The following is a 20,481-nucleotide window of genomic DNA, read 5'->3' as shown; positions in this document are numbered from 1 at the left end:
GGGGCGAACCCCGGGGCTTTTTCGTTGCGTCGCATTGCCGAACGTGGCCGTGCCGCACGTTCGACGTCCAGCGCGCGGCCAGCGCACACCGGCGGGTGGCTTGCTTCCCGGCGACATTTCGCGTGTGCTTCTAGGCTACGGAGGTGAGAAGCGATGGACGAGCCAGCTGGCGTGGCGACGGGTGCTGCACCGGCGGAGGAGGTGTTGGCGTACCAGGGTGAGGTGTTCATCAACTTCCGGACCAGTCGGCAATGGGTGGTCATCAAATTGTTCACATTTCCCGCCGATGCGAACGACCGCGACATTTTGGCGTTGTTGATCCAACATTTGCGTTATCGCGACAGCTATGCGACGCGAAATTTCCAGGACGCCAAAACGATTCACGGGCCTTACTGGTTGAACGCCATCACTCCCGAGGCCTTTTCCGCGGTCTCTGCGGAGGACGCCGAAGCGTTGCTGCGCACGTGGGCCGAATACCAAGCGCCCTTACCCACGGCCCGTCGCGACGAAATGGAAAGCGAGCTTTACCCGCGCATTCGTGGCGCGACCGCCCGCTACCAGCTCGCCGATCTGCGGGACACCGCTGAACATGATTGGGGCTCATCCGTGGGCTCCGACAGCGGTTTTCAGGAGTTTGTGTTGATCGATCGCCGCGCCGGCAGTGTCGCACTGGTTGTCGCCAGCGATGACTAGCTGGTGGGCTGCCCGGCGGCGAGTCCGGCAAGGAATCCTTGGTACACGCCGTCGCTGAGCACGCTGATGTCGCCAGATAGCCGGTCGCGGCATGCGGTATCGACGTACAGGGAGTGCACGAATAGTCGGCCCGCGCGCAATTGTTCAGAACCCGCGACATAGTTGCTTTGTTGGATCCACACGCTGTGGTCGCCGAGGTGGGCGATGCCGCTGCTGCGCACAGCGGCCGTCCACTGGATCGGCGGGACGGGCAGTGCCTTGACGGCGATATCGGTGGCATTCATACCGCGCAGCATCCGGTCCGCGTTGTGGAATACGTCCGAGAAGAAGGGTCGGCCGGTATAGCCGAAGACGCTTATGGTGTCGGCAGCGTCCCACTCGCCGCCGCCACGGGGTCCGGTCACGGCGATGCGCGCCCACGGCAGATTTGCATCGTCGGGCAGTGGACGCAGTTCCCAACCAGGGGGTATGCCTAATAGTTTCAGCCACTCAGGTACCTGAACCCCGGGCAGACCGACCACGTCGTCGATGTACTCGTCCTCAATGAGGGTATCTACGAGCGACGGCGGAAGAGGATCTCGCATCGGCCCGGTGGATGAGACGCTCACGGCACAGCCGCCTCACCGGTCTGCCCACCGCCGGAAAGAATCGTCCATACAAGAATCCCGCCAACCATTACCCAGCCGAACACTGCTTTGCCTCCCTCACTGAGATCGTGGCCGACCTGTGGTAACCACGACGGCCCGCCGGGCGGCGGCGCCGGATGGGGCGCCGGTGACCCCGGCGCATCCGGCTGGTCCCAGCCGAACGCGGGCGGTTGTTGCACCGGGCTAACGGTGAATCCCGGCGGGGACGGGTCCTGCAACCACGGCGGGAGGTCGGCCGGATGGGGGATCTGCGTCGGTGGCAGCGTCGGCGGTGGCGGATGCCCCGAGAGCGGCGGCTGCGGCTCCGGAATTGGATGTTGATCAATGTCTGGAAGGACCGGCGGATCGTCTACAACTGGCGCCAACGGCAAGTGAACTTTGGGTCCCTTGGTTTTGCCCGGAGGGACTGCTTCGATAGTCGGCCCCCCGGAGGTGCTGTCCGGACGCAGCTTGACCTCCGTGCCATCCGGAAGTTTCATACGCGGGAACCCACCCGAATTGGGTAAGTCGCCGACGGCGCCTTTACTCAACCACTCGAAGAATTTCCGAATCTCTTCCGGTGTGTCCAACTCTCGATGTGGGTCGTTCTTGCCCGGTGGAAGTTGTTGCAAAATCTTTCGGACGTCATCCCAATTCTGTGGTGGTGGCAGGTCTTTCCATGGCGGATCCGCCCCAGGATCTGCGGGCGGCGCCGGGTCCTGCTTGAAGGTGTGGTTGTCGACGCTGTGGATCTCGGGCTTTCGCGGTGCCGTCTGCGGCGCGGAACCTTGCGGAAAGATGTCACGGATGCCCGCCACGGCCGCGGTGATCTTGCCGGCGACTTGTTGATCGAGGGCGACCAGTTGTGCGGCTCGTCGGCGAATGTCGGCGGCTAGTGCCTGCGCTTGGGCTTGTCGTGCGGCGCGTTCGGCCGCCGATCCCCCAGTGGAGCGGTCGATGACCGCCATGTCGTCATCGACGTCGAACCCTGCCGCGTTGGCGTCCAGCACCGCGTAGCGCACCCGCGACCGTGCCGCTTGAAGGTCTGAAGCGCCGCTGCGAGCCATCTTGGCCGCCGCCTGCAGTTGGTCGGCCACCCCGCTGGTAGCCAGCATGTCGGCATGGGCGGCCGTGCGCAGCGCCTCGGCGCCATTTCCGTGCCAATCCGCCGCCAACGCGTCGCGCCACGCTCGGTTAGCCACTCCGTAGCTGCGCGCGCCCACCAATTCCCAGTGGTCGGCCGCCTCCGTGAGATACCCGTTGGGCCACGCCACCAGCTGAGAGAGGCTCGGGATCCCAGCACCCGCCGACATCGCTACACGCCGGTCACCCGAGGAGCCACCGAGGCTAACGCGTTCGCCGCATCGGCTTCATTGGCTACGTAGCCCGCGTCGGCCTCGCCGATGTGGGCTGCATGGGCGCCGACCCGGGCGGCCAGTGCCGCGGTGAACTCCGTGACCTCAATATGCGCGGCGTTAACTGCCGCGGCGCTGGCCTGACACGAGAAGCCGATCCATGCCGGGGGGACCTCCGTCCCAGCCAGCTCGCCGACCGACGCCGCCCATCGGGCGGCCATCGCCTGGACGCCAGCGGTATCGACACGCAGCAGCGGCATGGAAAAATTCTATTCGCGTGTGCGCGAGGCGAAAGTCACCCAGGCGATCGGTGTCCCATCGAGCTCATCGGCACAGCGCGCTAGTGCATGTGCTGGTGGATCGCTCGCGTCACTACCCCTCACTAGACTGTCCCCGTGCTCATCGGTTCACACGTCCGCAACGACGACCCGCTGGCCGCCGCGCAGGCCGACGGAGCCGACGTCGTGCAGTTCTTCCTCGGCAACCCGCAGAGCTGGAAAAAACCCAAGCCCCGCGAGGACGCCGAGGCGCTCAAAGCGTCGACCGTCCCGCTGTACGTCCATGCGCCGTACCTCATCAACGTCGCGTCGGCGAACAACCGCATCCGGATCCCGTCGCGCAAGATCCTGCAGGACACCTGCGACGCGGCCGCGCAGATCGACGCGACGGCGGTCATCGTGCATGGCGGCCACGCCGACGACGACGACATGGAAGCCGGCTTCCAGCGGTGGGTCAAAGCGCTGGACTACCTGGAATCAGACGTGCAGGTGTACCTGGAGAACACCGCCGGCGGCGACCACGCGATGGCCCGCTATTTCGACACCATCGGCCGGCTGTGGGATCACATCGGCGACAAGGGAATTGGCTTCTGCCTGGACACCTGCCACGCCTGGGCCGCCGGGGAGGCCCTGATCGACGCGGTCGACCGGATCAAGTCGCTGACCGGACGCATCGACCTGGTGCACTGCAACGACTCGAGGGACGCGGCCGGCTCCGGTGCCGACCGGCACGCCAACTTCGGCACCGGCCAGATCGACCCGCAGCTGCTCGTCGCGGTGGTCGAGGCCGCCGGCGCACCGGTGATCTGCGAAACCGCGGACGAGGGCCGCAAGGACGACATCGCCTTCCTGCGGGAGAACGTCAAGGACTAACCCGCTGTTACACCTCTTGTGCAGCTGTCGGGAAAATGTAACATTGGTGGCATGTCGGATACGCATGTCGTCACCAACCAGGTCCCGCCCCTGGAGAACCACAACCCCGCCAGTTCCGCGGTGCTCATCGAGGCCCTGATCCGCGAGGGCGGCCAGTGGGGCCTGGAGGAGGTGAATGAGGTTGGGGCGCTGTCGGCCACCCAGCAGGCGCAGCGGTGGGGCGAGCTCGCCGACCGCAATCGGCCCGTCCTGCACACCCACGACCGCAACGGCCACCGCATCGACGAGGTCGAGTACGACCCCGCCTACCACGAACTGATGCGCGCGGCGATCGCCCACGGCATGCACGCCGCGCCCTGGGCCGACGAGCGGCCGGGCGCGCACGTGGTCCGCGCCGCCAAGACGTCGGTGTGGACGGTCGAGCCGGGCCACGTCTGCCCGATCTCGATGACGTACGCCGTCGTTCCCGCGCTGCGCTTCAACCCCGAGCTGGCCAGGGTGTACGAGCCGCTGCTGACCAGCCGCGAATACGACCCCGAGCTCCGGCTGGCCACCACCAAGCCGGGTATCACCGCGGGCATGTCGATGACGGAGAAGCAGGGTGGCTCCGATGTGCGCGCCGGCACCACCCAGGCGATCCCGAACGCTGACGGCTCCTACCGCCTGACCGGTCACAAGTGGTTCACCTCGGCGCCGATGTGCGACATCTTCTTGGTGCTCGCGCAGGCACCGGGCGGGCTGTCGTGCTTTCTGCTGCCGCGGGTGTTGCCCGACGGCACCCGCAACCGGATGTTTTTGCAGCGGCTCAAGGACAAGCTCGGCAACCACGCCAACGCGTCCAGCGAGGTCGAATACGACGGCGCGATCGCGTGGCTGGTGGGGGAGGAAGGGCGCGGGGTGCCCACCATCATCGAGATGGTCAACCTGACCCGGCTGGACTGCACGCTGGGCAGCGCCACCAGCATGCGCACCGGTCTGACCCGCGCGATCTACCACGCCCAGCACCGAAAGGCGTTCGGCGCCTACCTGATTGATCAGCCGCTGATGCGTAACGTGTTGGCTGACCTGGCCGTGGAGGCGGAGGCGGCGACCATGGTCGCGATGCGGATGGCCGGGGCGACCGACAGGGCCGTGCGTGGCGACCAGCGTGAGGCGCTGCTGCGCCGGATCGGCTTGGCGGCCAGCAAGTACTGGGTGTGCAAGCGCTCCACCCCGCACGCCGCCGAGGCGCTGGAATGCCTGGGCGGCAACGGCTATGTCGAGGACTCCGGCATGCCGCGGCTGTACCGGGAGGCCCCGCTGATGGGCATCTGGGAGGGCTCGGGCAACGTCAGCGCGCTGGACACGTTGCGCGCCATGGCCACTCGTCCCGAATGCGTCGAGGTGCTCTTCGACGAGCTCGCCGACGGCGCGGGCCAGGACCCGCGCCTGGCCGCCCACGTCGCGCGGCTTCGCGATCAGCTGGCCGACCTGCAGACCATCGCCTACCGCGGCCGCAAGGTCGCCGAAGACATCTGCCTGGCGCTGCAGGGCTCGCTGCTGGTGCGCCACGGCCACCCCGCCGTCGCCGAGGCCTTCCTGACGACCCGGCTCGACCGACAGTGGGGCGGCGCGTTCGGCACCATGCCCGACGGGCTCGACCTCGCACCGATCCTAGAGCGGGCGCTGGTAAAGGGCTGAGCCACAATATGACCTGCGCCGGCGGCCCGACCACGCGCCGCATGAGCGGCGCCAACGAGGAGGAGTGGCGCCATTGACCCACGCGATCAGACCGGTCGACTTCGACAACCTCAAAACGATGACCTACGAGGTCACCGACCGGGTTGCCCGCATCACGTTCAACCGGCCGGACAAGGGCAACGCGATCGTGGCCGACACCCCGCTGGAGCTCTCGGCCTTGGTGGAGCGTGCCGATCTCGACCCTGACGTCCACGTCATCCTGGTGTCCGGCCGCGGTGAGGGCTTCTGCGCGGGCTTCGACCTGAGCGCCTATGCCGATCGCACCGGCTCGGCCGGCGGCACCGGCGCGTACCAGGGGACCGTGCTGGACGGAAAGTCCCAGGCGGTCAACCATTTAGCGGATCAGCCGTGGGACCCGATGATCGACTACCAGATGATGAGCCGCTTCGTGCGGGGCTTCTCCAGCCTGATGCACGCCGACAAGCCGACGGTGGTCAAGATCCACGGCTACTGCGTGGCCGGCGGCACCGATATCGCACTGCACGCCGATCAGGTGATCGCCGCCGCCGACGCCAAGATCGGCTACCCGCCGACCCGGGTGTGGGGCGTTCCGGCGGCCGGCCTGTGGGCACACCGGCTCGGCGACGCCCGCGCGAAAAGGCTGTTGTTCACCGGTGATTGCATCACCGGCGCGCAGGCCGCCGAGTGGGGCTGGGCGGTCGAGGCGCCGGATCCGGTCGACCTCGACGAGCGCACCGAACGGCTGGTCGAGCGGATTGCCGCGGTGCCGGTCAACCAGCTGATCATGGTCAAGCTCGCGCTGAATTCCGCGCTGCTGCAACAGGGCGTGGCGACCAGCAGGATGGTCAGCACGGTGTTCGACGGCGTCGCCAGGCACACGCCCGAGGGCCACGCCTTCGTCGCCGATGCGGTCGAGCACGGGTTCCGCGAGGCGGTGCGGCACCGCGACGAACCCTTCGGTGACCACGGCCGACGCGCGTCCGGGGTGTAACCATGCCGGACATGACAGCGCGGTCGGTCGTGCTCAGCGTGCTACTCGGCGCGCACCCCGCCCACGCTCGGGCGAACGAATTGGTCAGGCTCACTTCCGACTTCGGCATCAAGGAGTCGACGCTGCGGGTGGCGCTGACCCGGATGGTCGGCGCAGGCGACCTGATCCGCTCCGCCGACGGCTATCGGCTCTCGGATCGATTGTTGGCCCGCCAGCGGCGCCAGGACGATGCCATCGACCCGCGGGTGCAACCCTGGGCCGGGGAGTGGATCACACTCATCGTCACCACCGTGGGCAAGGACGCGCGGACCCGCGCGGCTCTGCGAACCGCCTTGCACGACAAGCGTTTCGGAGAGCTTCGCGAGGGGGTGTGGATGCGCCCCGACAACATCGACGGGGGGCTCGGCCCTGAGGTCGCGGCTCAGACGCGGGTGCTGCGGGCGCGCGACGACGACCCCGCCGAGCTGGCCGGGCAGCTGTGGGACCTGCCCGCCTGGGCGCAGACCGGGCGCCGGTTGCTCGACGAAATGGCCGCGGCGCCAGACATTCCCGGCCGCTTTGTGGTCGCCGCCGCGACGGTGCGCCACCTGCTCACCGATCCGGTGCTGCCCGACGAGCTACTGCCGGCCGACTGGCCGGGCGCCCGGCTGCGGGCGGCCTACCACGACTTCGCCGCGGAGCTGCTCGAGCGGCGCGAACCACTATTTGCGGAGGTGACATGACAGATCCGGTGCGGGTCGAGCGCAACGGCCCGGTGACCACGGTGATCATCAACCGCCCGGGCGCGCGCAACGCGGTCAACGGCCCGACGGCCGCCGCGCTGTATGCGGCCTTCGAGGAGTTCGACCGCGACGACACCGCATCGGTGGCCGTGCTGTGGGGCGAGGGTGGAACCTTCTGTGCGGGGGCCGATTTGAAGGCCTTCGGCACGCCCGATGCCAACGCCGTGCACCGCACCGGCCCCGGCCCCATGGGCCCGACGCGGATGGTGCTGTCCAAACCCGTCATCGCCGCGGTGAGTGGCTACGCCGTCGCCGGGGGTCTGGAACTGGCCATCTGGTGTGACCTGCGGGTGGTCGAGGAGGACGCCGTGTTCGGCGTGTTCTGCCGGCGCTGGGGGGTGCCGCTGATCGACGGCGGCACCGTGCGGCTGCCGCGCCTGATCGGCCACAGCCGGGCGATGGACATGATCCTCACCGGCCGCGCGGTGGCCGCCGCCGAAGCCCAGGCCATCGGGTTGGCGAATCGCGTTGTCCCCAAAGGTCAGTCGCGCCAGGCGGCCGAGGAATTGGCGGCTCAACTGGCGGCGCTGCCGCAGCAGTGCCTGCGCTCCGACCGGCTCTCGGCGCTACATCAGTGGGGGACAACGGAATCCGATGCGCTCGACTTCGAATTCGCCAGCATCTCCCGGGTGGCCGCGGAGGCGAACGAAGGGGCCGGGCGCTTCGCGGCGGGCGCCGGCCGGCACGGGGCGCCGGCCGGCTGACGCCTCAGCTGCCCTTGTTGATCGTGTTGCTCTGGCCGATCTTGTCGACCTTGGGGTCACCGTCTTTGTAGGTGATGGTGTTGTTCATGCCCAGCACGGTGATGCGGGTGTTGACCTTGTCGAACGTGATCTTGTTGTTGGTGCCGGTGACGGTGGCCGTCTCGCAGGTGCCCGTGACGGTCAGGGTGTTGTCCGAGCCGCCGACGTTCAGCGACTTGCCGCTGGCGCAGTCCAGCGTGGTGGTGGTGCCCATCGATCCGTAGTTGATGGTGTTGCCGATCTCGATGGACGCGGTGGTGCTGGCCCCGCTGGTTCCCGTCGTCGGCGCGGCGCTGGCACTCGTCGTCGCGCTGCTCTTCGTGGTGGTCGTCGACGAGCCCGCCGGCGGGTTGGCCGTCGAACTGCAGCCGGACAGCACCATGGCCGCGGCGGCCGGCGTCACGGCGAGCACGGCCAAGCGCTGCGAACGGTCACGCATGTAGGCGGGCATGTGTCCTCGATTCCCCTCGATTGGCGATGATGATGTGGTGGGCGCCGCTCAGCCCGGCACCTGCTGCAGCCGGTTGGTCATGCCCAGTTCGCGGCCGCGGTCCCACAGGGCGGGCTGACCGTTCTTATAGAACACCGTCTGGTTGTAGCCGTACACGGTGATGTCATGCGAAACCGAGTCGGCGATGACGGTGTTCGACGAACCCATCACCGTGACGGCGTAGCAGTTGCCCAGCGCGGTGACCGTGATGCCGGTGCCGTTGACCATCAGCGTGGCGTCGTTGCAGTCGACCGTCTGCTCGATGTCTTGCCCGATCACGTGGGTGTCGCCGTTCTTGGCCTGCGCGACGCCCGGCGGGGCGGCGGCGCCGGCGACGACGGCGATGACACAGGCGGCCAGTGACCCGGCGACAGTCGTCCACTTCACTGCGGGTCCCCTTTTTCCGACGCTGCTCGAAACGGGCAAGCATGACATTACGTGCATTTGCCTGCCCGGTGGCAGAGTTTATTTTCCCTCGCCGGGCCCCCGCATCGCCTCCGGGGAGATGAATGTCCGAACGGGCGTCAACTAGAGTCATTAGTTAACCGCATCCCGAACATGCAAGCGAAGGGCGACCGCCATGGCAGCTCCACCGGATCCGCCCCCGGCGGCCGGGCGCCAACGCGCGGGCCGGCCCGCCTCCCGTCCGGCCAAGCTCAGCCGCGACGGGATCATCGACGGCGCGCTGACGTTCCTGGACCGCGAGGGCTGGGACGCCCTGACCATCAACGCGCTGGCGATGCAGCTCGGCACCAAGGGGCCGTCGTTGTACAACCACGTCGACAGCCTGGAGGACCTGCGCCGCGCGGTGCGGATCCGCGTGATCGACGACATCATCACGATGCTCAACCGCGTCGGCGAGGGCCGCGCCCGCGACGACGCGGTGTTGGTGATGGCGGGTGCCTACCGCAGCTACGCCCACCACCATCCGGGCCGCTACTCGGCCTTCACCCGGATGCCGCTGGGCGGGGACGATCCCGAGTACACCGCCGCGACCCGCGGGGCCGCCGCCCCGGTGATCGCCGTGCTCTCGTCCTATGGTCTGGACGGCGAGGCGGCCTTCCATGCGGCGCTGGAGTTCTGGTCCGCCCTGCACGGGTTCGTTCTGCTGGAGATGACCGGTGTGATGGACGACATCGACACCGACGCGTTGTTCTCCGACATGGTGCTGCGGCTGGCGGCCGGTCTGGAACGGCGCACCGCCGCCGATGGCGCCCGCTACTAGCCGGATGCGCCCGCCGTCGCTTTGACCTGCGAGACCGGCGGCGGGTATTGTGGTCCCTCGTGCCTGGCGGCTTACGGCGCCTACCCGTAAGGAAGTGGATGCCGGGCGAATTCGCGTGTCCACGAAGCATCGGACCTCCTCCGGTGCGCAGCGCATGCGACACACCCGGACGCGGGGTGACGCGGACGGTCATAACTGCAGTACACAGACTTGAAAACGCTAGAAGTATGCCGAACACGAACACAGAAAGCCGGTAGATGCCAACCATTCAGCAGCTGGTCCGCAAGGGTCGCCGCGACAAGGTCGCCAAGGTCAAGACCGCGGCCCTGAAGGGCAGCCCGCAGCGCCGTGGCGTATGCACCCGCGTGTACACCACCACCCCGAAGAAGCCGAACTCGGCGCTTCGCAAGGTCGCCCGCGTGAAGCTGACGAGCCAGGTTGAGGTCACGGCCTACATCCCCGGCGAAGGCCACAACCTGCAGGAGCACTCGATGGTGCTGGTGCGTGGTGGTCGTGTGAAGGACCTGCCCGGTGTCCGGTACAAGATCATCCGCGGCTCGCTGGACACCCAGGGTGTCAAGAACCGCAAGCAGGCTCGTAGCCGTTACGGCGCCAAGAAGGAGAAGAGCTGATGCCGCGCAAGGGGCCCGCGCCGAAGCGTCCGTTGGTCAATGACCCGGTGTACGGGTCGCAGCTGGTGACGCAGCTGGTGAACAAAGTTCTGCTGGACGGGAAGAAATCGCTGGCCGAGCGCATTGTTTATGGTGCGCTCGAACAGGCCCGCGACAAGACTGGCACCGACCCGGTGATCACGCTCAAGCGGGCGATGGACAACGTCAAGCCCTCCCTCGAGGTGCGCAGCCGACGCGTCGGTGGCGCTACCTACCAGGTCCCGGTCGAGGTGCGTCCGGACCGCTCGGTGACGCTGGCACTGCGCTGGCTGGTGAGCTTCTCCAAGCAACGCCGCGAGAAGACCATGGTCGAGCGGCTGGCCAACGAGATCCTGGACGCCAGCAACGGCCTCGGCGCCGCCGTCAAGCGGCGCGAGGACACCCACAAGATGGCCGAGGCCAACCGCGCCTTCGCGCACTATCGCTGGTAGGCGGCGGCGTCCAACGGCAGAGCGGCCGGGCGCAAACCGACAGCGAACTAACCAAGCAATCGAAAGAGTGGGAAGACTTCTGTGGCACAGAAGGACGTGCTGACCGACCTCACGAAGGTCCGCAACATCGGCATCATGGCGCACATCGACGCCGGCAAGACGACGACGACCGAGCGCATCCTCTACTACACCGGTATCAGCTACAAGATCGGTGAGGTGCACGACGGCGCCGCCACCATGGACTGGATGGAGCAGGAGCAGGAGCGGGGCATCACCATCACCTCCGCGGCCACCACCTGTTTCTGGAACGACAACCAGATCAACATCATCGACACCCCCGGGCACGTCGACTTCACCGTTGAGGTGGAGCGCAGCCTGCGCGTGCTCGACGGTGCCGTGGCCGTCTTCGACGGCAAGGAGGGCGTCGAGCCGCAGTCCGAGCAGGTGTGGCGGCAGGCCGACAAGTACGACGTCCCGCGCATCTGCTTCGTCAACAAGATGGACAAGATCGGGGCCGACTTCTACTTCTCCGTGCGCACCATGGAGGAGCGGCTGGGCGCCAACGTCATCCCGATCCAGATCCCCGTCGGCTCCGAGGGCGACTTCGAGGGCGTCGTCGACCTGGTCGAGATGAAGGCCAAGGTGTGGAGCGCCGAAGCCAAGCTCGGTGAGAAGTACGACGTCGTCGACATCCCCGCCGACCTGGCCGAGAAGGCCGAGGAGTACCGCACCAAGCTGCTCGAGGCCGTCGCCGAGACGGACGAGGCGCTGCTGGACAAGTACCTCGGCGGTGAAGAGCTCACGATCGAGGAGATCAAGGGCGCGATTCGCAAGCTGACCATCAGCTCGGAGGCCTATCCGGTGCTGTGCGGCAGCGCGTTCAAGAACAAGGGCGTTCAGCCCATGCTGGACGCCGTCATCGACTACCTGCCGTCGCCGCTGGACGTGCCGCCCGCCGAGGGCCACGTCCCCGGCAAGGAAGAAGAGCTGATCACCCGCAAGCCGTCGACGGACGAGCCGTTCTCGGCGCTCGCGTTCAAGGTGGCCACGCACCCCTTCTTCGGCAAGCTGACCTACGTCCGGGTGTACTCGGGCAAGGTCGACTCGGGCAGCCAGGTCATCAACTCCACGAAGGGCAAGAAGGAGCGGCTGGGCAAGCTGTTCCAGATGCACTCCAACAAGGAGAACCCGGTGGAGACCGCCTCGGCCGGTCACATCTATGCGGTGATCGGGCTCAAGGACACCACGACCGGTGACACGCTGAGCGACCCGAACCAGCAGATCGTGCTGGAGTCGATGACCTTCCCCGACCCGGTCATCGAGGTGGCCATCGAGCCCAAGACGAAGAGCGACCAGGAGAAGCTGTCGCTGTCGATCCAGAAGCTCGCCGAGGAAGACCCGACCTTCAAGGTGCACCTGGACCAGGAGACCGGCCAGACCGTCATCGGCGGCATGGGCGAGCTGCACCTGGACATCCTGGTGGACCGGATGCGGCGCGAGTTCAAGGTCGAGGCCAACGTCGGCAAGCCGCAGGTGGCCTACAAGGAGACCATCAAGCGGGCCGCGCAGAACGTCGAGTTCACCCACAAGAAGCAGACGGGTGGCTCGGGTCAGTTCGCGAAGGTGATCATCAACCTCGAGCCGTTCACCGGCGAGGACGGTGCGACCTACGAGTTCGAGAACAAGGTCACCGGTGGGCGCATCCCCAGGGAGTACATCCCGTCGGTGGACGCCGGTGCGCAGGACGCCATGCAGTACGGCGTGCTGGCCGGCTACCCGCTGGTGAACCTCAAGGTCACCCTGCTCGACGGGGCGTTCCACGAGGTCGACTCCTCGGAGATGGCCTTCAAGATCGCCGGTTCCCAGGTGCTGAAAAAGGCTGCGGCGCAAGCGCAGCCGGTCATCCTGGAACCGATCATGGCCGTCGAGGTCACCACGCCCGAGGATTACATGGGCGACGTGATCGGCGACTTGAACTCCCGCCGTGGCCAGATCCAGGCCATGGAGGAGCGGAGCGGTGCGCGCGTGGTCAAGGCGCATGTGCCGCTGTCGGAGATGTTCGGCTACGTCGGCGACCTGCGGTCCAAGACCCAAGGCCGGGCGAACTACTCCATGGTCTTCGACTCCTACGCCGAAGTGCCGGCGAACGTGTCGAAGGAGATCATCGCGAAGGCGACCGGCCAGTAAACCTTCGCTCGGAGTAATCTTGCCGGGTCATGAATGCCTTGGGCGCGGCACAACTGAAAACACCAACACTGCTTTAACAAGCACCAACTAGTCCAGGAGGACACAGAAGTGGCGAAGGCGAAGTTCGAGCGGACGAAGCCGCACGTCAACATCGGGACCATTGGTCACGTTGACCACGGCAAGACCACGCTGACCGCGGCTATCACCAAGGTTCTGCATGACAAGTACCCCAACCTGAACGAGTCGCGCGCATTCGACCAGATCGACAACGCGCCCGAAGAGCGTCAGCGCGGTATCACGATCAACATCTCCCACGTGGAGTACCAGACCGAGAAGCGTCACTACGCCCACGTCGACGCCCCGGGTCACGCCGACTACATCAAGAACATGATCACCGGTGCGGCCCAGATGGACGGCGCGATCCTGGTGGTCGCCGCCACCGACGGCCCGATGCCGCAGACCCGTGAGCACGTGCTGCTCGCGCGTCAGGTCGGCGTGCCCTACATCCTGGTCGCGCTGAACAAGGCCGACATGGTCGACGACGAGGAGCTGCTCGAGCTCGTCGAGATGGAGGTCCGCGAACTGCTGGCCGCCCAGGAGTTCGACGAGGACGCCCCGGTCGTGCGGGTCTCGGCGCTCAAGGCGCTCGAGGGCGACGCCAAGTGGGTCGAGTCGGTCGAGCAGCTGATGGAGGCCGTCGACGAGTCCATCCCGGACCCGGTCCGCGAGACGGAGAAGCCGTTCCTGATGCCCGTCGAGGACGTCTTCACCATCACCGGTCGTGGCACCGTGGTCACCGGTCGTGTCGAGCGCGGCATCATCAACGTCAACGAAGAGGTCGAGATCGTCGGCATCAAGCCGACCAGCACCAAGACCACCGTCACCGGCGTGGAGATGTTCCGCAAGCTGCTCGACCAGGGGCAGGCCGGCGACAACGTCGGGCTGTTGCTGCGTGGTATCAAGCGTGAGGACGTCGAGCGCGGTCAGGTCGTGACCAAGCCCGGCACCACCACCCCGCACACCGAGTTCGAGGGTCAGGTCTACATCCTGTCCAAGGACGAGGGCGGCCGGCACACGCCGTTCTTCAACAACTACCGTCCGCAGTTCTACTTCCGCACCACCGACGTGACCGGTGTGGTGACGCTGCCGGAGGGCACCGAAATGGTGATGCCCGGTGACAACACCAACATCTCGGTGAAGCTGATCCAGCCCGTCGCCATGGACGACGGTCTGCGGTTCGCGATCCGTGAGGGTGGCCGCACCGTCGGCGCCGGCCGGGTCGTCAAGATCATCAAGTAGTTTCCAACCACCGCAAAGCCCGGATCGCCGACTCGGCGATCCGGGCTTTGTGCATCTCCGGCGATGTCGGGCCCGGCCAGCGCGGGAGAAATCATGCGGCGAGGCGGCCGGCTGGTTTAGGATTTGCTCATAATTCTCCTGACTGTCGGGCGGGTGAGGTGCCGATGTCATACGTTCAAGCGACTCCCGAATTCGTGGCGGCGGCCGCGGGGGATCTGGCCCGGATCGGGTCGACGATCACCTCCGCCAACACCGCCGCGCTGGGGCCCACCTCGAGCGTCCTGGCCCCCGGCGCCGACGAGGTGTCGGCCAGCATCGCCGCACTGTTCGATGCGCACTCCCAGGTCTATCAGGCGCTGAGCGCCCAGGCCGCCGCGTTCCACAGCCAGTTCGTGCAGCTGATGAACGGCGGTGCGGCGCAGTACGCCTTCGCCGAGGCCGCCAACACGACGCCCCTGCAGACCGCGGCGGGCCCGGCGTCGATGGCCGCACAGGTCCCCGCGGTGAGCGCCGGCGCCGTGGGCACCTCCGCGCCGACCGCGCCCGCGGGACCCCTGGCGGCGGCGGTGGCGCCGGCCGCGGCGGCGGCCACCCCGGCACCGGCCGGCACGCCGGTCGCGGCGGCCCCGGCGGGATCGGCCACGCTGGCCTCGGCCACCACGCCCGCCGGCGCGGCGCGGGTGGCGACCCCGGCCTACGCTCCGGCGACGTCGCCGGCCACCGTCCAGCCGGCGGCATCGGCGGCCACCCCGGTCGCCAACCCCGCCGCGTCCATGCAGACCGCGGCGCCGCCGCAGGCCACTCCGGCCTCCACCATGCCGGTCTCGGCGCGGACCGCGCCGCACGCCCCGGCGCCCGCGCAGCCGGCGCACCCCGCGGAGCAGGCGACGCCGCCGGTGCGGCGCGTGCCGATCGTGCCGCCCGAACCGGTGTAGGCGGCCGGAAGCGGTTTGCGCGTATCGCCGTCGCCGTGGCACCGGCAGCGCTAATCTGACACGGATTCCCCAGTAAGCCGAGGAGGGGCCTGTGTTAGCGCGCTACCTGAAGGCACAGCTGATAGTTTTGCTGTGCGGTGGACTGGTCGGGCCGATCTTCTTGGTCGTGTACTTCACCCTCGGGCTCGACAACCTGCTGCAGTGGATGTTCTACGTCGGCCTGCTCATCACCGTGGCCGACGTGTTGGTCGCGCTCGCGTTGGCGAATTACGGGGCCAAGTCGTCGGCCAAGGTGGCCGCGCTCGAGCAGAACGGGGTGCTGGCGCTCGCCCAGATCACCGGGATCACCGAGACGGGCACGTGGGTCAACAACCAGCAGGTCGTCAAGGTGCACCTGCACATCGCCGGACCCGGGCTGGTGCCGTTCGACAGCGAGGACCGGGTGATCGCCAGCGTGACCCGGCTCGGCAACCTCAACGCCCGCAAGGTGGTGGTCCTGGTGAACCCCACCACCAGCGAATACCGGATCGACTGGGAGCGAAGCGCTTTGGTCAACGGGTTGGTGCCCGCGCAGTTCACGGTCGCCGAAGACAACACGACCTACGACCTGAGCGGGCAGGCCGGTCCGCTGATGGAGATCCTGCAGATCCTCAAGGCCAACAACGTCGCACTGAACCAGATGGTCGACATCCGGTCCAACCCGGCATTGCGCGCCCAGATCCAGGCGGTGGTGCGCCGCGCGGTGCAACAACAGGCGCCGGCCGCCCAACCGGCGCCGGCCGCGGCGGCGCCCGCGGCGGCAGCCGTCGTCACCCCTCCCGAGCCGACGATCGCCGCGCGGCTACAAGAGCTCAAGGAGCTGCACGCCAGTGGGGCTTTGACCGACGCCGAATACAGCAGCCGGCGCGCCGCGATCATCTCCGAAATCTAGGAGCCCCGCCCGGCGCGGCCGGGTGAATTAGAACACGTTTCAGTTGCGCTGCTAGCCTGGCTTGGTCTATCGGCGGTCGAAGGGATTACGCGTGGCTGGACAGGGCGGATCACTGCAGGGGCGGGTCGCATTCATCACCGGGGCCGCCCGCGGGCAGGGGCGCTCGCACGCGGTGCGGCTGGCCCGCGAGGGCGCCGACATCATCGCGCTGGACATCTGCGCTCCGGCGTCGGCCAGCGTGACGTACACCCCGGCCACCCGCGAAGACCTCGACGAGACGGCCCGCCTGGTGGAGAACGAGGGACGCAAGATCCTCACCCGCGAGGTCGACGTCCGCGACGACGCCGCGCTGCGGGACCTGGTGGCCGACGGCATCGAGCAGTTCGGCCGGCTCGACATCGTGGTGGCCAACGCCGGGGTGCTGAGCTGGGGCCGCGTGTGGGAGCTCACCGACGAGCAGTGGGACACGGTCATCGGCGTCAACCTGACCGGCACCTGGCGCACGCTGCGCGCCACCGTTCCCGCCATGATCGAGGCGGGCAACGGCGGCTCCATCGTGGTGGTCAGCTCGTCGGCGGGAATCAAGGCCACCCCGGGCAACGGCCACTATTCGGCCAGCAAACACGGGCTCACCGCGCTGACCAACACCCTGGCCATCGAGCTCGGTGAATTCGGCATCCGGGTCAACTCCATCCACCCGTACTCCGTGGACACCCCGATGATCGAACCCGAAGCGATGATGGAGATTTTCGCCAGGCATCCCAGCTTCGTGCACAGCTTCCCGCCAATGCCGGTGCAGCCCAACGGCTTCATGACGGCCGACGAAGTGGCCGACGTGGTGGCCTGGCTTGCCGGCGACGGCTCGGGCACCCTCACCGGCACCCAGATCCCGGTGGATAAGGGTGCCCTAAAGTACTGAGCGGCCAGCGTGCTAAGAACTCCACGTGAGTAGTGACGACAGCGCCACCAACGGAATCGTGATCGTCGGCGGTGGATTGGCCGCCGCCCGCACCGCCGAGCAGCTGCGGCGCTCGGAGTATTCCGGGCCCATCACGATCGTCAGCGACGAGGTGCACCTGCCCTACGACCGCCCGCCGTTGTCCAAAGAGGTGCTGCGTAAAGAGGTCGACGCCACCGAGCTCAAGCCACGTGAGTGGTACGACGAGAACGACATCACCCTGCGACTGGGTTCGGCCGCGACGGGTCTGGACACCGCGGCGCAGACGGTGACTCTCGCCGACGGAACGTCGCTTCGCTACGACGAACTCGTCATCGCGACGGGCCTGGTGCCCCGGCGCATTCCGGCGATCCCGGATCTCGAGGGCATCCGCGTGCTGCGGTCCTTCGACGAAAGCCTGGCGCTGCGCGAGCACGCGTCGGCCGCGCAGCGTGCCGTCGTCATCGGCGCCGGGTTCATCGGCTGCGAGGTGGCGGCCAGCCTGCGCAGCCTGGGCGTGGACGTGGTACTGGTGGAACCGCAGCCGACCCCGCTGGCCGCGGTCCTCGGCGAGCAGATCGGCGAGTTGGTGGCCCGGCTGCACCGCGCCGAAGGAGTCGACGTTCGCCTCGGCGTCGGGGTCGCCGAGGTGCGTGGTGACTCCCGCGTCGAGTCGGTGGTGCTCAGCGACGGCACCGAGTTGCCGGCCGACATCGTGGTGGTCGGCATCGGGTCACGCCCGGCGACCGATTGGCTCGAGGGCAGCGGAGTCGAAGTCGACAACGGCGTCGTCTGCGACGAGGCCGGACGCACCAGCGCACCGAATGTGTGGGCGCTCGGTGACGTCGCATCGTGGCGCGACGCGACGGGACACCAAGGGCGCGTTGAGCATTGGAGCAACGTCGCCGATCAGGCCCGGGCCGTCGTGCCCGCGATGCTGGGCCAGGATGTGCCGCCGATGGTGGTCGTCCCCTACTTCTGGAGCGACCAGTACGACGTCAAGATCCAGTGCCTGGGCGAGCCGGAGGCCGGTGACATCGTCCACATCGTCGAGGACGACGGCCGCAAGTTCCTCGCCTACTACGAACGCGACGGGGCCCTGGTCGGGGTGGTCGGCGGCGGGATGCCCGGCAAGGTCATGAAGGTCCGCGCCAAGATCGCGGCGGCCGTGCCGATCGCCGAAATACTGGGCTGAGCCGCCGCTAGCACGACGGCGGCCGCGTGCTGCACGACCAGACGACGTTCATGGGGACGTTCATGGGGACCTGAGCCAGTCCACCGGCGGTCCGTGCGGATGGCACTCGCCCAGCAGCCGCGGATCGCCGCCGGGCCAGACGCGGGCGCGCACCACGAATTGGATCGGTGCGCCCGGGCCGGCGCGGGTGGGCTCCATCGTGAGGTGGGCGAACGGTGCGCGCGCGTCGGCCTGCGCGGCCAGCGCGTCGACGTGGGCGCGCACCGCTGTGCGTTCCTCGGCGGACAGGTATTGCCAGGTGATGGAATGCCACAAGACGGTCAGCGCGCCGTCGGCCGGCGTCAGGCCGGCGACGGCGTCGGCGGCCGTTCTTCGCTCGAGCGCCGCCGGGACCCGGCGGGCCACCTCGATGGCGCCGCGCAGCCGGGCCAGCCGGGCGTCCTGGTCGGGCCACACGTAGCTCAGCACCGTCATCTCCCCGTCGGTGGTCCCGACGTCGATGGGCGCGATGTCATACCCGTGGCGCGCCACGATCGAGAGGTCGCGGCGGGGCGGCAGCGCGCCGCGCCACGCATCGTCGACCGTCACCGGTGAGCCGGCCGGTCCCCACTGGCCACCGGCGAAGCGGTAGCGGTAGTGATCGGCACGCAGGTTCAGCCCCGCGCTCGACCCGATCTCGAAAAGCCTTATCGGTAAGCCGAATTCATTGATGCACAGCAGTCCGCCGATCAGTGCGGCGGATCTGCCCACCTCGTTGGTTTGCGGCGGCTGGCCCAGCGACGCGCGCAGCACCTCGACGTGGCCGGCCGCGGTGTCCAGGATTTCCGGCCACGCGCGGCCGGCATCCCACCCGCCGCCGGTGCTGGGGTAGAAGCGGCGCAACCGCGCCGCCCGGCCGTCGAGCACCAGCCGGTGTAACCCGCCGAGCAACCGCAGCGGCACCGCGTCGCGCGACGGGGCATCCTCGCGCCCGGACAGGACGGTCGCGAACACGCCGCCGGCCGCCACGTCGCCGGCCACGAGTTCGAACAGATCGCCATACATCTTCGAGCCCGACGACGCGCAGAATTTGCCCTGTGCCCGCAAGGTGTGGATCAGGTGCTCGGCCGTCACCTGTCCAGCCCGTCCAGCCCGGCGCCGACGGCGTCGAAGGCGTTGCCGAGGGCAACCGGCAGCGGGACGGACTCATCGCTCAGCCAGTGTTCGTAGGCCGACAGTGCGACGCCGAGCATGGTCCAGGCGACGGTCTGGGGCAGCAGGTCGGTGGTCTTGCAGTCCAGGCGGCGGGCCACGAACCCCGCGATCACCTCGCGCCAGCCCGCGTACATCGTCATCGAATACGCCTGCAGCTCAGCGGTTTGCAGGATCACCCGCATGCGCTGGCGATGCCGGGCGGTCTCGGATTCGTCAAAAGTGTTGAATGCCAACAGGGCAGCGCGCAGCGCATCGCCCAGGCGCACGCCGGAATCGACGTTGTCGAGCAGATCACGCAGGTGGGCAAGGTGATTGTCGAAGTCTCCCCAGGGGATGGCGTTCTTGGACGCGTAGTAGCGAAACAGCGTCCGGCGCGAGATGCCGGCGGCCTGGGCAACGTCGTCGACGCTCACGTCGGCGAAGCCGCGCGCGCTGAACATGTCGATGGCGACGTCGGTGATGTGGTGCGGGGTGGTCGAGCGGCGCCTGCCCACCCGCTGCTGCGGCATCATCGGACCCCGCCCTTCCATTTCGGCACTCGATGCCATATTCTGACGGCGAGTGTGACTCAGATCCCATCGTTGTCAAGACCGCACGAAAGGCAAGGCCCCGTGGACCACGAGACCGAAACTGACACCCAGCTCGTCACCGAGACCCTGGTCGAAGAGGTATCGATCGACGGCATGTGCGGGGTCTACTGACTGTGCCCCTGCCCGCGCAGGCCCGGACGGCGACCCCGTTCGATCCTGATCGCGGCTGGCGACTGCACCACCGTGAGGATGGTGCGGTTCTTCAGAAACGACAGCTTGCGGGTACCGAAGTGGTAGAGCAGCGCGCCGAACGGTTCCGGTCGAACCGCCACCTGGGGGTGCAGTCGCCAGCCGCGATCAGGATCGAACGGGGTCGCCGTCCGGGCATGTGCGGGCAGGGGCACAGTCAGTAGA

At 67.8% G+C, this 20,481-nt stretch carries 23 protein-coding genes and 1 pseudogene; 16 read left to right on the top strand and 8 right to left on the bottom strand.

The window, feature by feature from the left end; genetic code table 11:
• The first annotated feature begins 153 nt into the window (after positions 1-153).
• On the top strand, positions 154-693 hold the full coding sequence (locus tag A5622_RS11330) for a hypothetical protein (RefSeq protein WP_156752926.1): 540 nt from the start codon (positions 154-156) through the stop codon (positions 691-693).
• Here A5622_RS11330 and A5622_RS11325 read toward each other — a convergent pair.
• Genes A5622_RS11325 through A5622_RS11315 form a run of 3 tightly spaced genes read right to left on the bottom strand, consistent with a single transcriptional unit; the run spans position 690 to position 2,934 of the window.
• Positions 690-1,301, bottom strand: a complete 612-nt coding sequence (locus A5622_RS11325; protein ID WP_156752925.1) for a hypothetical protein — start codon at positions 1,299-1,301, stop codon at positions 690-692. The genes A5622_RS11330 and A5622_RS11325 overlap by 4 nt on opposite strands.
• The gene (locus A5622_RS11320) at positions 1,298-2,632 is read right to left on the bottom strand and encodes a hypothetical protein (protein ID WP_156752924.1); all 1,335 of its coding nucleotides are present in this window, start codon (positions 2,630-2,632) and stop codon (positions 1,298-1,300) included. Before A5622_RS11320 ends, A5622_RS11325 begins: the two co-directional genes overlap by 4 nt.
• A gap of 2 nt (positions 2,633-2,634) precedes the next feature.
• The gene (locus A5622_RS11315) at positions 2,635-2,934 is read right to left on the bottom strand and encodes a hypothetical protein (RefSeq protein WP_066878536.1); all 300 of its coding nucleotides are present in this window, start codon (positions 2,932-2,934) and stop codon (positions 2,635-2,637) included.
• A gap of 135 nt (positions 2,935-3,069) precedes the next feature.
• Between A5622_RS11315 and A5622_RS11310 the strand changes: the two genes are divergently transcribed.
• From A5622_RS11310 to A5622_RS11290, 5 genes are all read left to right on the top strand, one after another.
• Entirely contained in the window at positions 3,070-3,825 is a 756-nt protein-coding gene (locus A5622_RS11310) for a deoxyribonuclease IV (protein ID WP_066869279.1), read from the top strand.
• A gap of 51 nt (positions 3,826-3,876) precedes the next feature.
• Positions 3,877-5,505 (top strand): acyl-CoA dehydrogenase family protein, encoded by a 1,629-nt coding sequence (locus A5622_RS11305; RefSeq protein ID WP_066878534.1) that lies wholly within the window; start codon positions 3,877-3,879, stop codon positions 5,503-5,505.
• Positions 5,506-5,578: 73 nt separating this feature from the next.
• Entirely contained in the window at positions 5,579-6,517 is a 939-nt protein-coding gene (locus A5622_RS11300) for a crotonase/enoyl-CoA hydratase family protein (RefSeq protein WP_066878541.1), read from the top strand.
• 2 nt (positions 6,518-6,519) lie between these two features.
• A complete protein-coding gene (locus A5622_RS11295) occupies positions 6,520-7,239 on the top strand; it encodes a PaaX family transcriptional regulator C-terminal domain-containing protein (protein WP_066878532.1) in 720 nt (239 codons plus the stop codon).
• Positions 7,236-8,003, top strand: a complete 768-nt coding sequence (locus A5622_RS11290; protein ID WP_066869288.1) for a crotonase/enoyl-CoA hydratase family protein — start codon at positions 7,236-7,238, stop codon at positions 8,001-8,003. The genes A5622_RS11295 and A5622_RS11290 overlap by 4 nt, the downstream gene beginning before the upstream one ends.
• Positions 8,004-8,007: 4 nt before the next feature.
• Here A5622_RS11290 and A5622_RS11285 read toward each other — a convergent pair whose 3' ends face one another.
• Positions 8,008-8,493, bottom strand: coding sequence for a DUF3060 domain-containing protein (locus A5622_RS11285; RefSeq protein ID WP_066878530.1), 486 nt, complete (start codon positions 8,491-8,493; stop codon positions 8,008-8,010).
• A gap of 48 nt (positions 8,494-8,541) precedes the next feature.
• Positions 8,542-8,919 carry a DUF3060 domain-containing protein gene (locus A5622_RS11280; protein WP_066869294.1) on the bottom strand — a complete coding sequence of 126 codons (378 nt, stop codon included), beginning with the start codon at positions 8,917-8,919 and terminating at the stop codon, positions 8,542-8,544.
• Positions 8,920-9,112: 193 nt separating this feature from the next.
• On the opposite strand from A5622_RS11280, the gene A5622_RS11275 reads away from it, so the two are divergent.
• The 9 genes from A5622_RS11275 to A5622_RS11235 all read left to right on the top strand — a co-directional run bounded on the left by A5622_RS11275 (position 9,113) and on the right by A5622_RS11235 (position 18,343).
• Positions 9,113-9,757, top strand: a complete 645-nt coding sequence (locus tag A5622_RS11275; RefSeq protein ID WP_066878529.1) for a TetR/AcrR family transcriptional regulator — start codon at positions 9,113-9,115, stop codon at positions 9,755-9,757.
• Positions 9,758-10,014: 257 nt separating this feature from the next.
• On the top strand, positions 10,015-10,389 hold the full coding sequence (rpsL, locus tag A5622_RS11270; RefSeq protein ID WP_007767794.1) for a 30S ribosomal protein S12: 375 nt from the start codon (positions 10,015-10,017) through the stop codon (positions 10,387-10,389).
• On the top strand, positions 10,389-10,859 hold the full coding sequence (gene rpsG, locus A5622_RS11265) for a 30S ribosomal protein S7 (protein WP_066869309.1): 471 nt from the start codon (positions 10,389-10,391) through the stop codon (positions 10,857-10,859). Before rpsL ends, rpsG begins: the two co-directional genes overlap by 1 nt.
• An 81-nt stretch (positions 10,860-10,940) precedes the next feature.
• On the top strand, positions 10,941-13,046 hold the full coding sequence (fusA, locus tag A5622_RS11260; RefSeq protein WP_066869313.1) for an elongation factor G: 2,106 nt from the start codon (positions 10,941-10,943) through the stop codon (positions 13,044-13,046).
• A gap of 108 nt (positions 13,047-13,154) precedes the next feature.
• Positions 13,155-14,345, top strand: a complete 1,191-nt coding sequence (gene tuf, locus A5622_RS11255; RefSeq protein WP_044483827.1) for an elongation factor Tu — start codon at positions 13,155-13,157, stop codon at positions 14,343-14,345.
• Positions 14,346-14,509: 164 nt separating this feature from the next.
• Positions 14,510-15,280, top strand: coding sequence for a PE family protein (locus A5622_RS11250; protein ID WP_197507994.1), 771 nt, complete (start codon positions 14,510-14,512; stop codon positions 15,278-15,280).
• Positions 15,281-15,371: 91 nt separating this feature from the next.
• Complete coding sequence (locus A5622_RS11245; protein ID WP_066878525.1) at positions 15,372-16,211, top strand: SHOCT domain-containing protein; 840 nt, start codon at positions 15,372-15,374, stop codon at positions 16,209-16,211.
• Positions 16,212-16,302: 91 nt separating this feature from the next.
• Positions 16,303-17,130, top strand: a complete 828-nt coding sequence (locus A5622_RS11240; RefSeq protein ID WP_066869322.1) for a mycofactocin-coupled SDR family oxidoreductase — start codon at positions 16,303-16,305, stop codon at positions 17,128-17,130.
• Positions 17,131-17,155: 25 nt separating this feature from the next.
• Positions 17,156-18,343 (top strand): NAD(P)/FAD-dependent oxidoreductase, encoded by a 1,188-nt coding sequence (locus A5622_RS11235; RefSeq protein WP_066878523.1) that lies wholly within the window; start codon positions 17,156-17,158, stop codon positions 18,341-18,343.
• A gap of 60 nt (positions 18,344-18,403) precedes the next feature.
• On the opposite strand, the gene A5622_RS11230 is transcribed toward A5622_RS11235, so the two are convergent.
• Together A5622_RS11230 and mftR are read right to left on the bottom strand one after the other, a co-directional pair.
• A complete protein-coding gene (locus A5622_RS11230; RefSeq protein WP_066878521.1) occupies positions 18,404-19,456 on the bottom strand; it encodes a DUF2332 domain-containing protein in 1,053 nt (350 codons plus the stop codon).
• Positions 19,453-20,049: a mycofactocin system transcriptional regulator gene (mftR, locus tag A5622_RS11225; RefSeq protein ID WP_165827910.1), complete on the bottom strand. Its 597-nt coding sequence runs from the start codon at positions 20,047-20,049 to the stop codon at positions 19,453-19,455. Before mftR ends, A5622_RS11230 begins: the two co-directional genes overlap by 4 nt.
• 99 nt (positions 20,050-20,148) lie before the next feature.
• Between mftR and mftA the strand changes: the two genes are divergently transcribed.
• A complete protein-coding gene (gene mftA, locus A5622_RS11220) occupies positions 20,149-20,238 on the top strand; it encodes a mycofactocin precursor MftA (RefSeq protein WP_007773607.1) in 90 nt (29 codons plus the stop codon).
• 53 nt (positions 20,239-20,291) lie between these two features.
• Here the strand turns inward: mftA and mftB are convergent.
• Positions 20,292-20,481 (bottom strand): annotated as a pseudogene (gene mftB, locus A5622_RS11215) (mycofactocin biosynthesis chaperone MftB); the annotation flags it as partial.

This window comes from Mycobacterium sp. 1245801.1 (assembly GCF_001673055.1).
GTDB classification, from domain to species: Bacteria; Actinomycetota; Actinomycetes; order Mycobacteriales; family Mycobacteriaceae; genus Mycobacterium; species Mycobacterium europaeum_A.
This window is presented reverse-complemented; position numbering and strand designations above follow the sequence as displayed.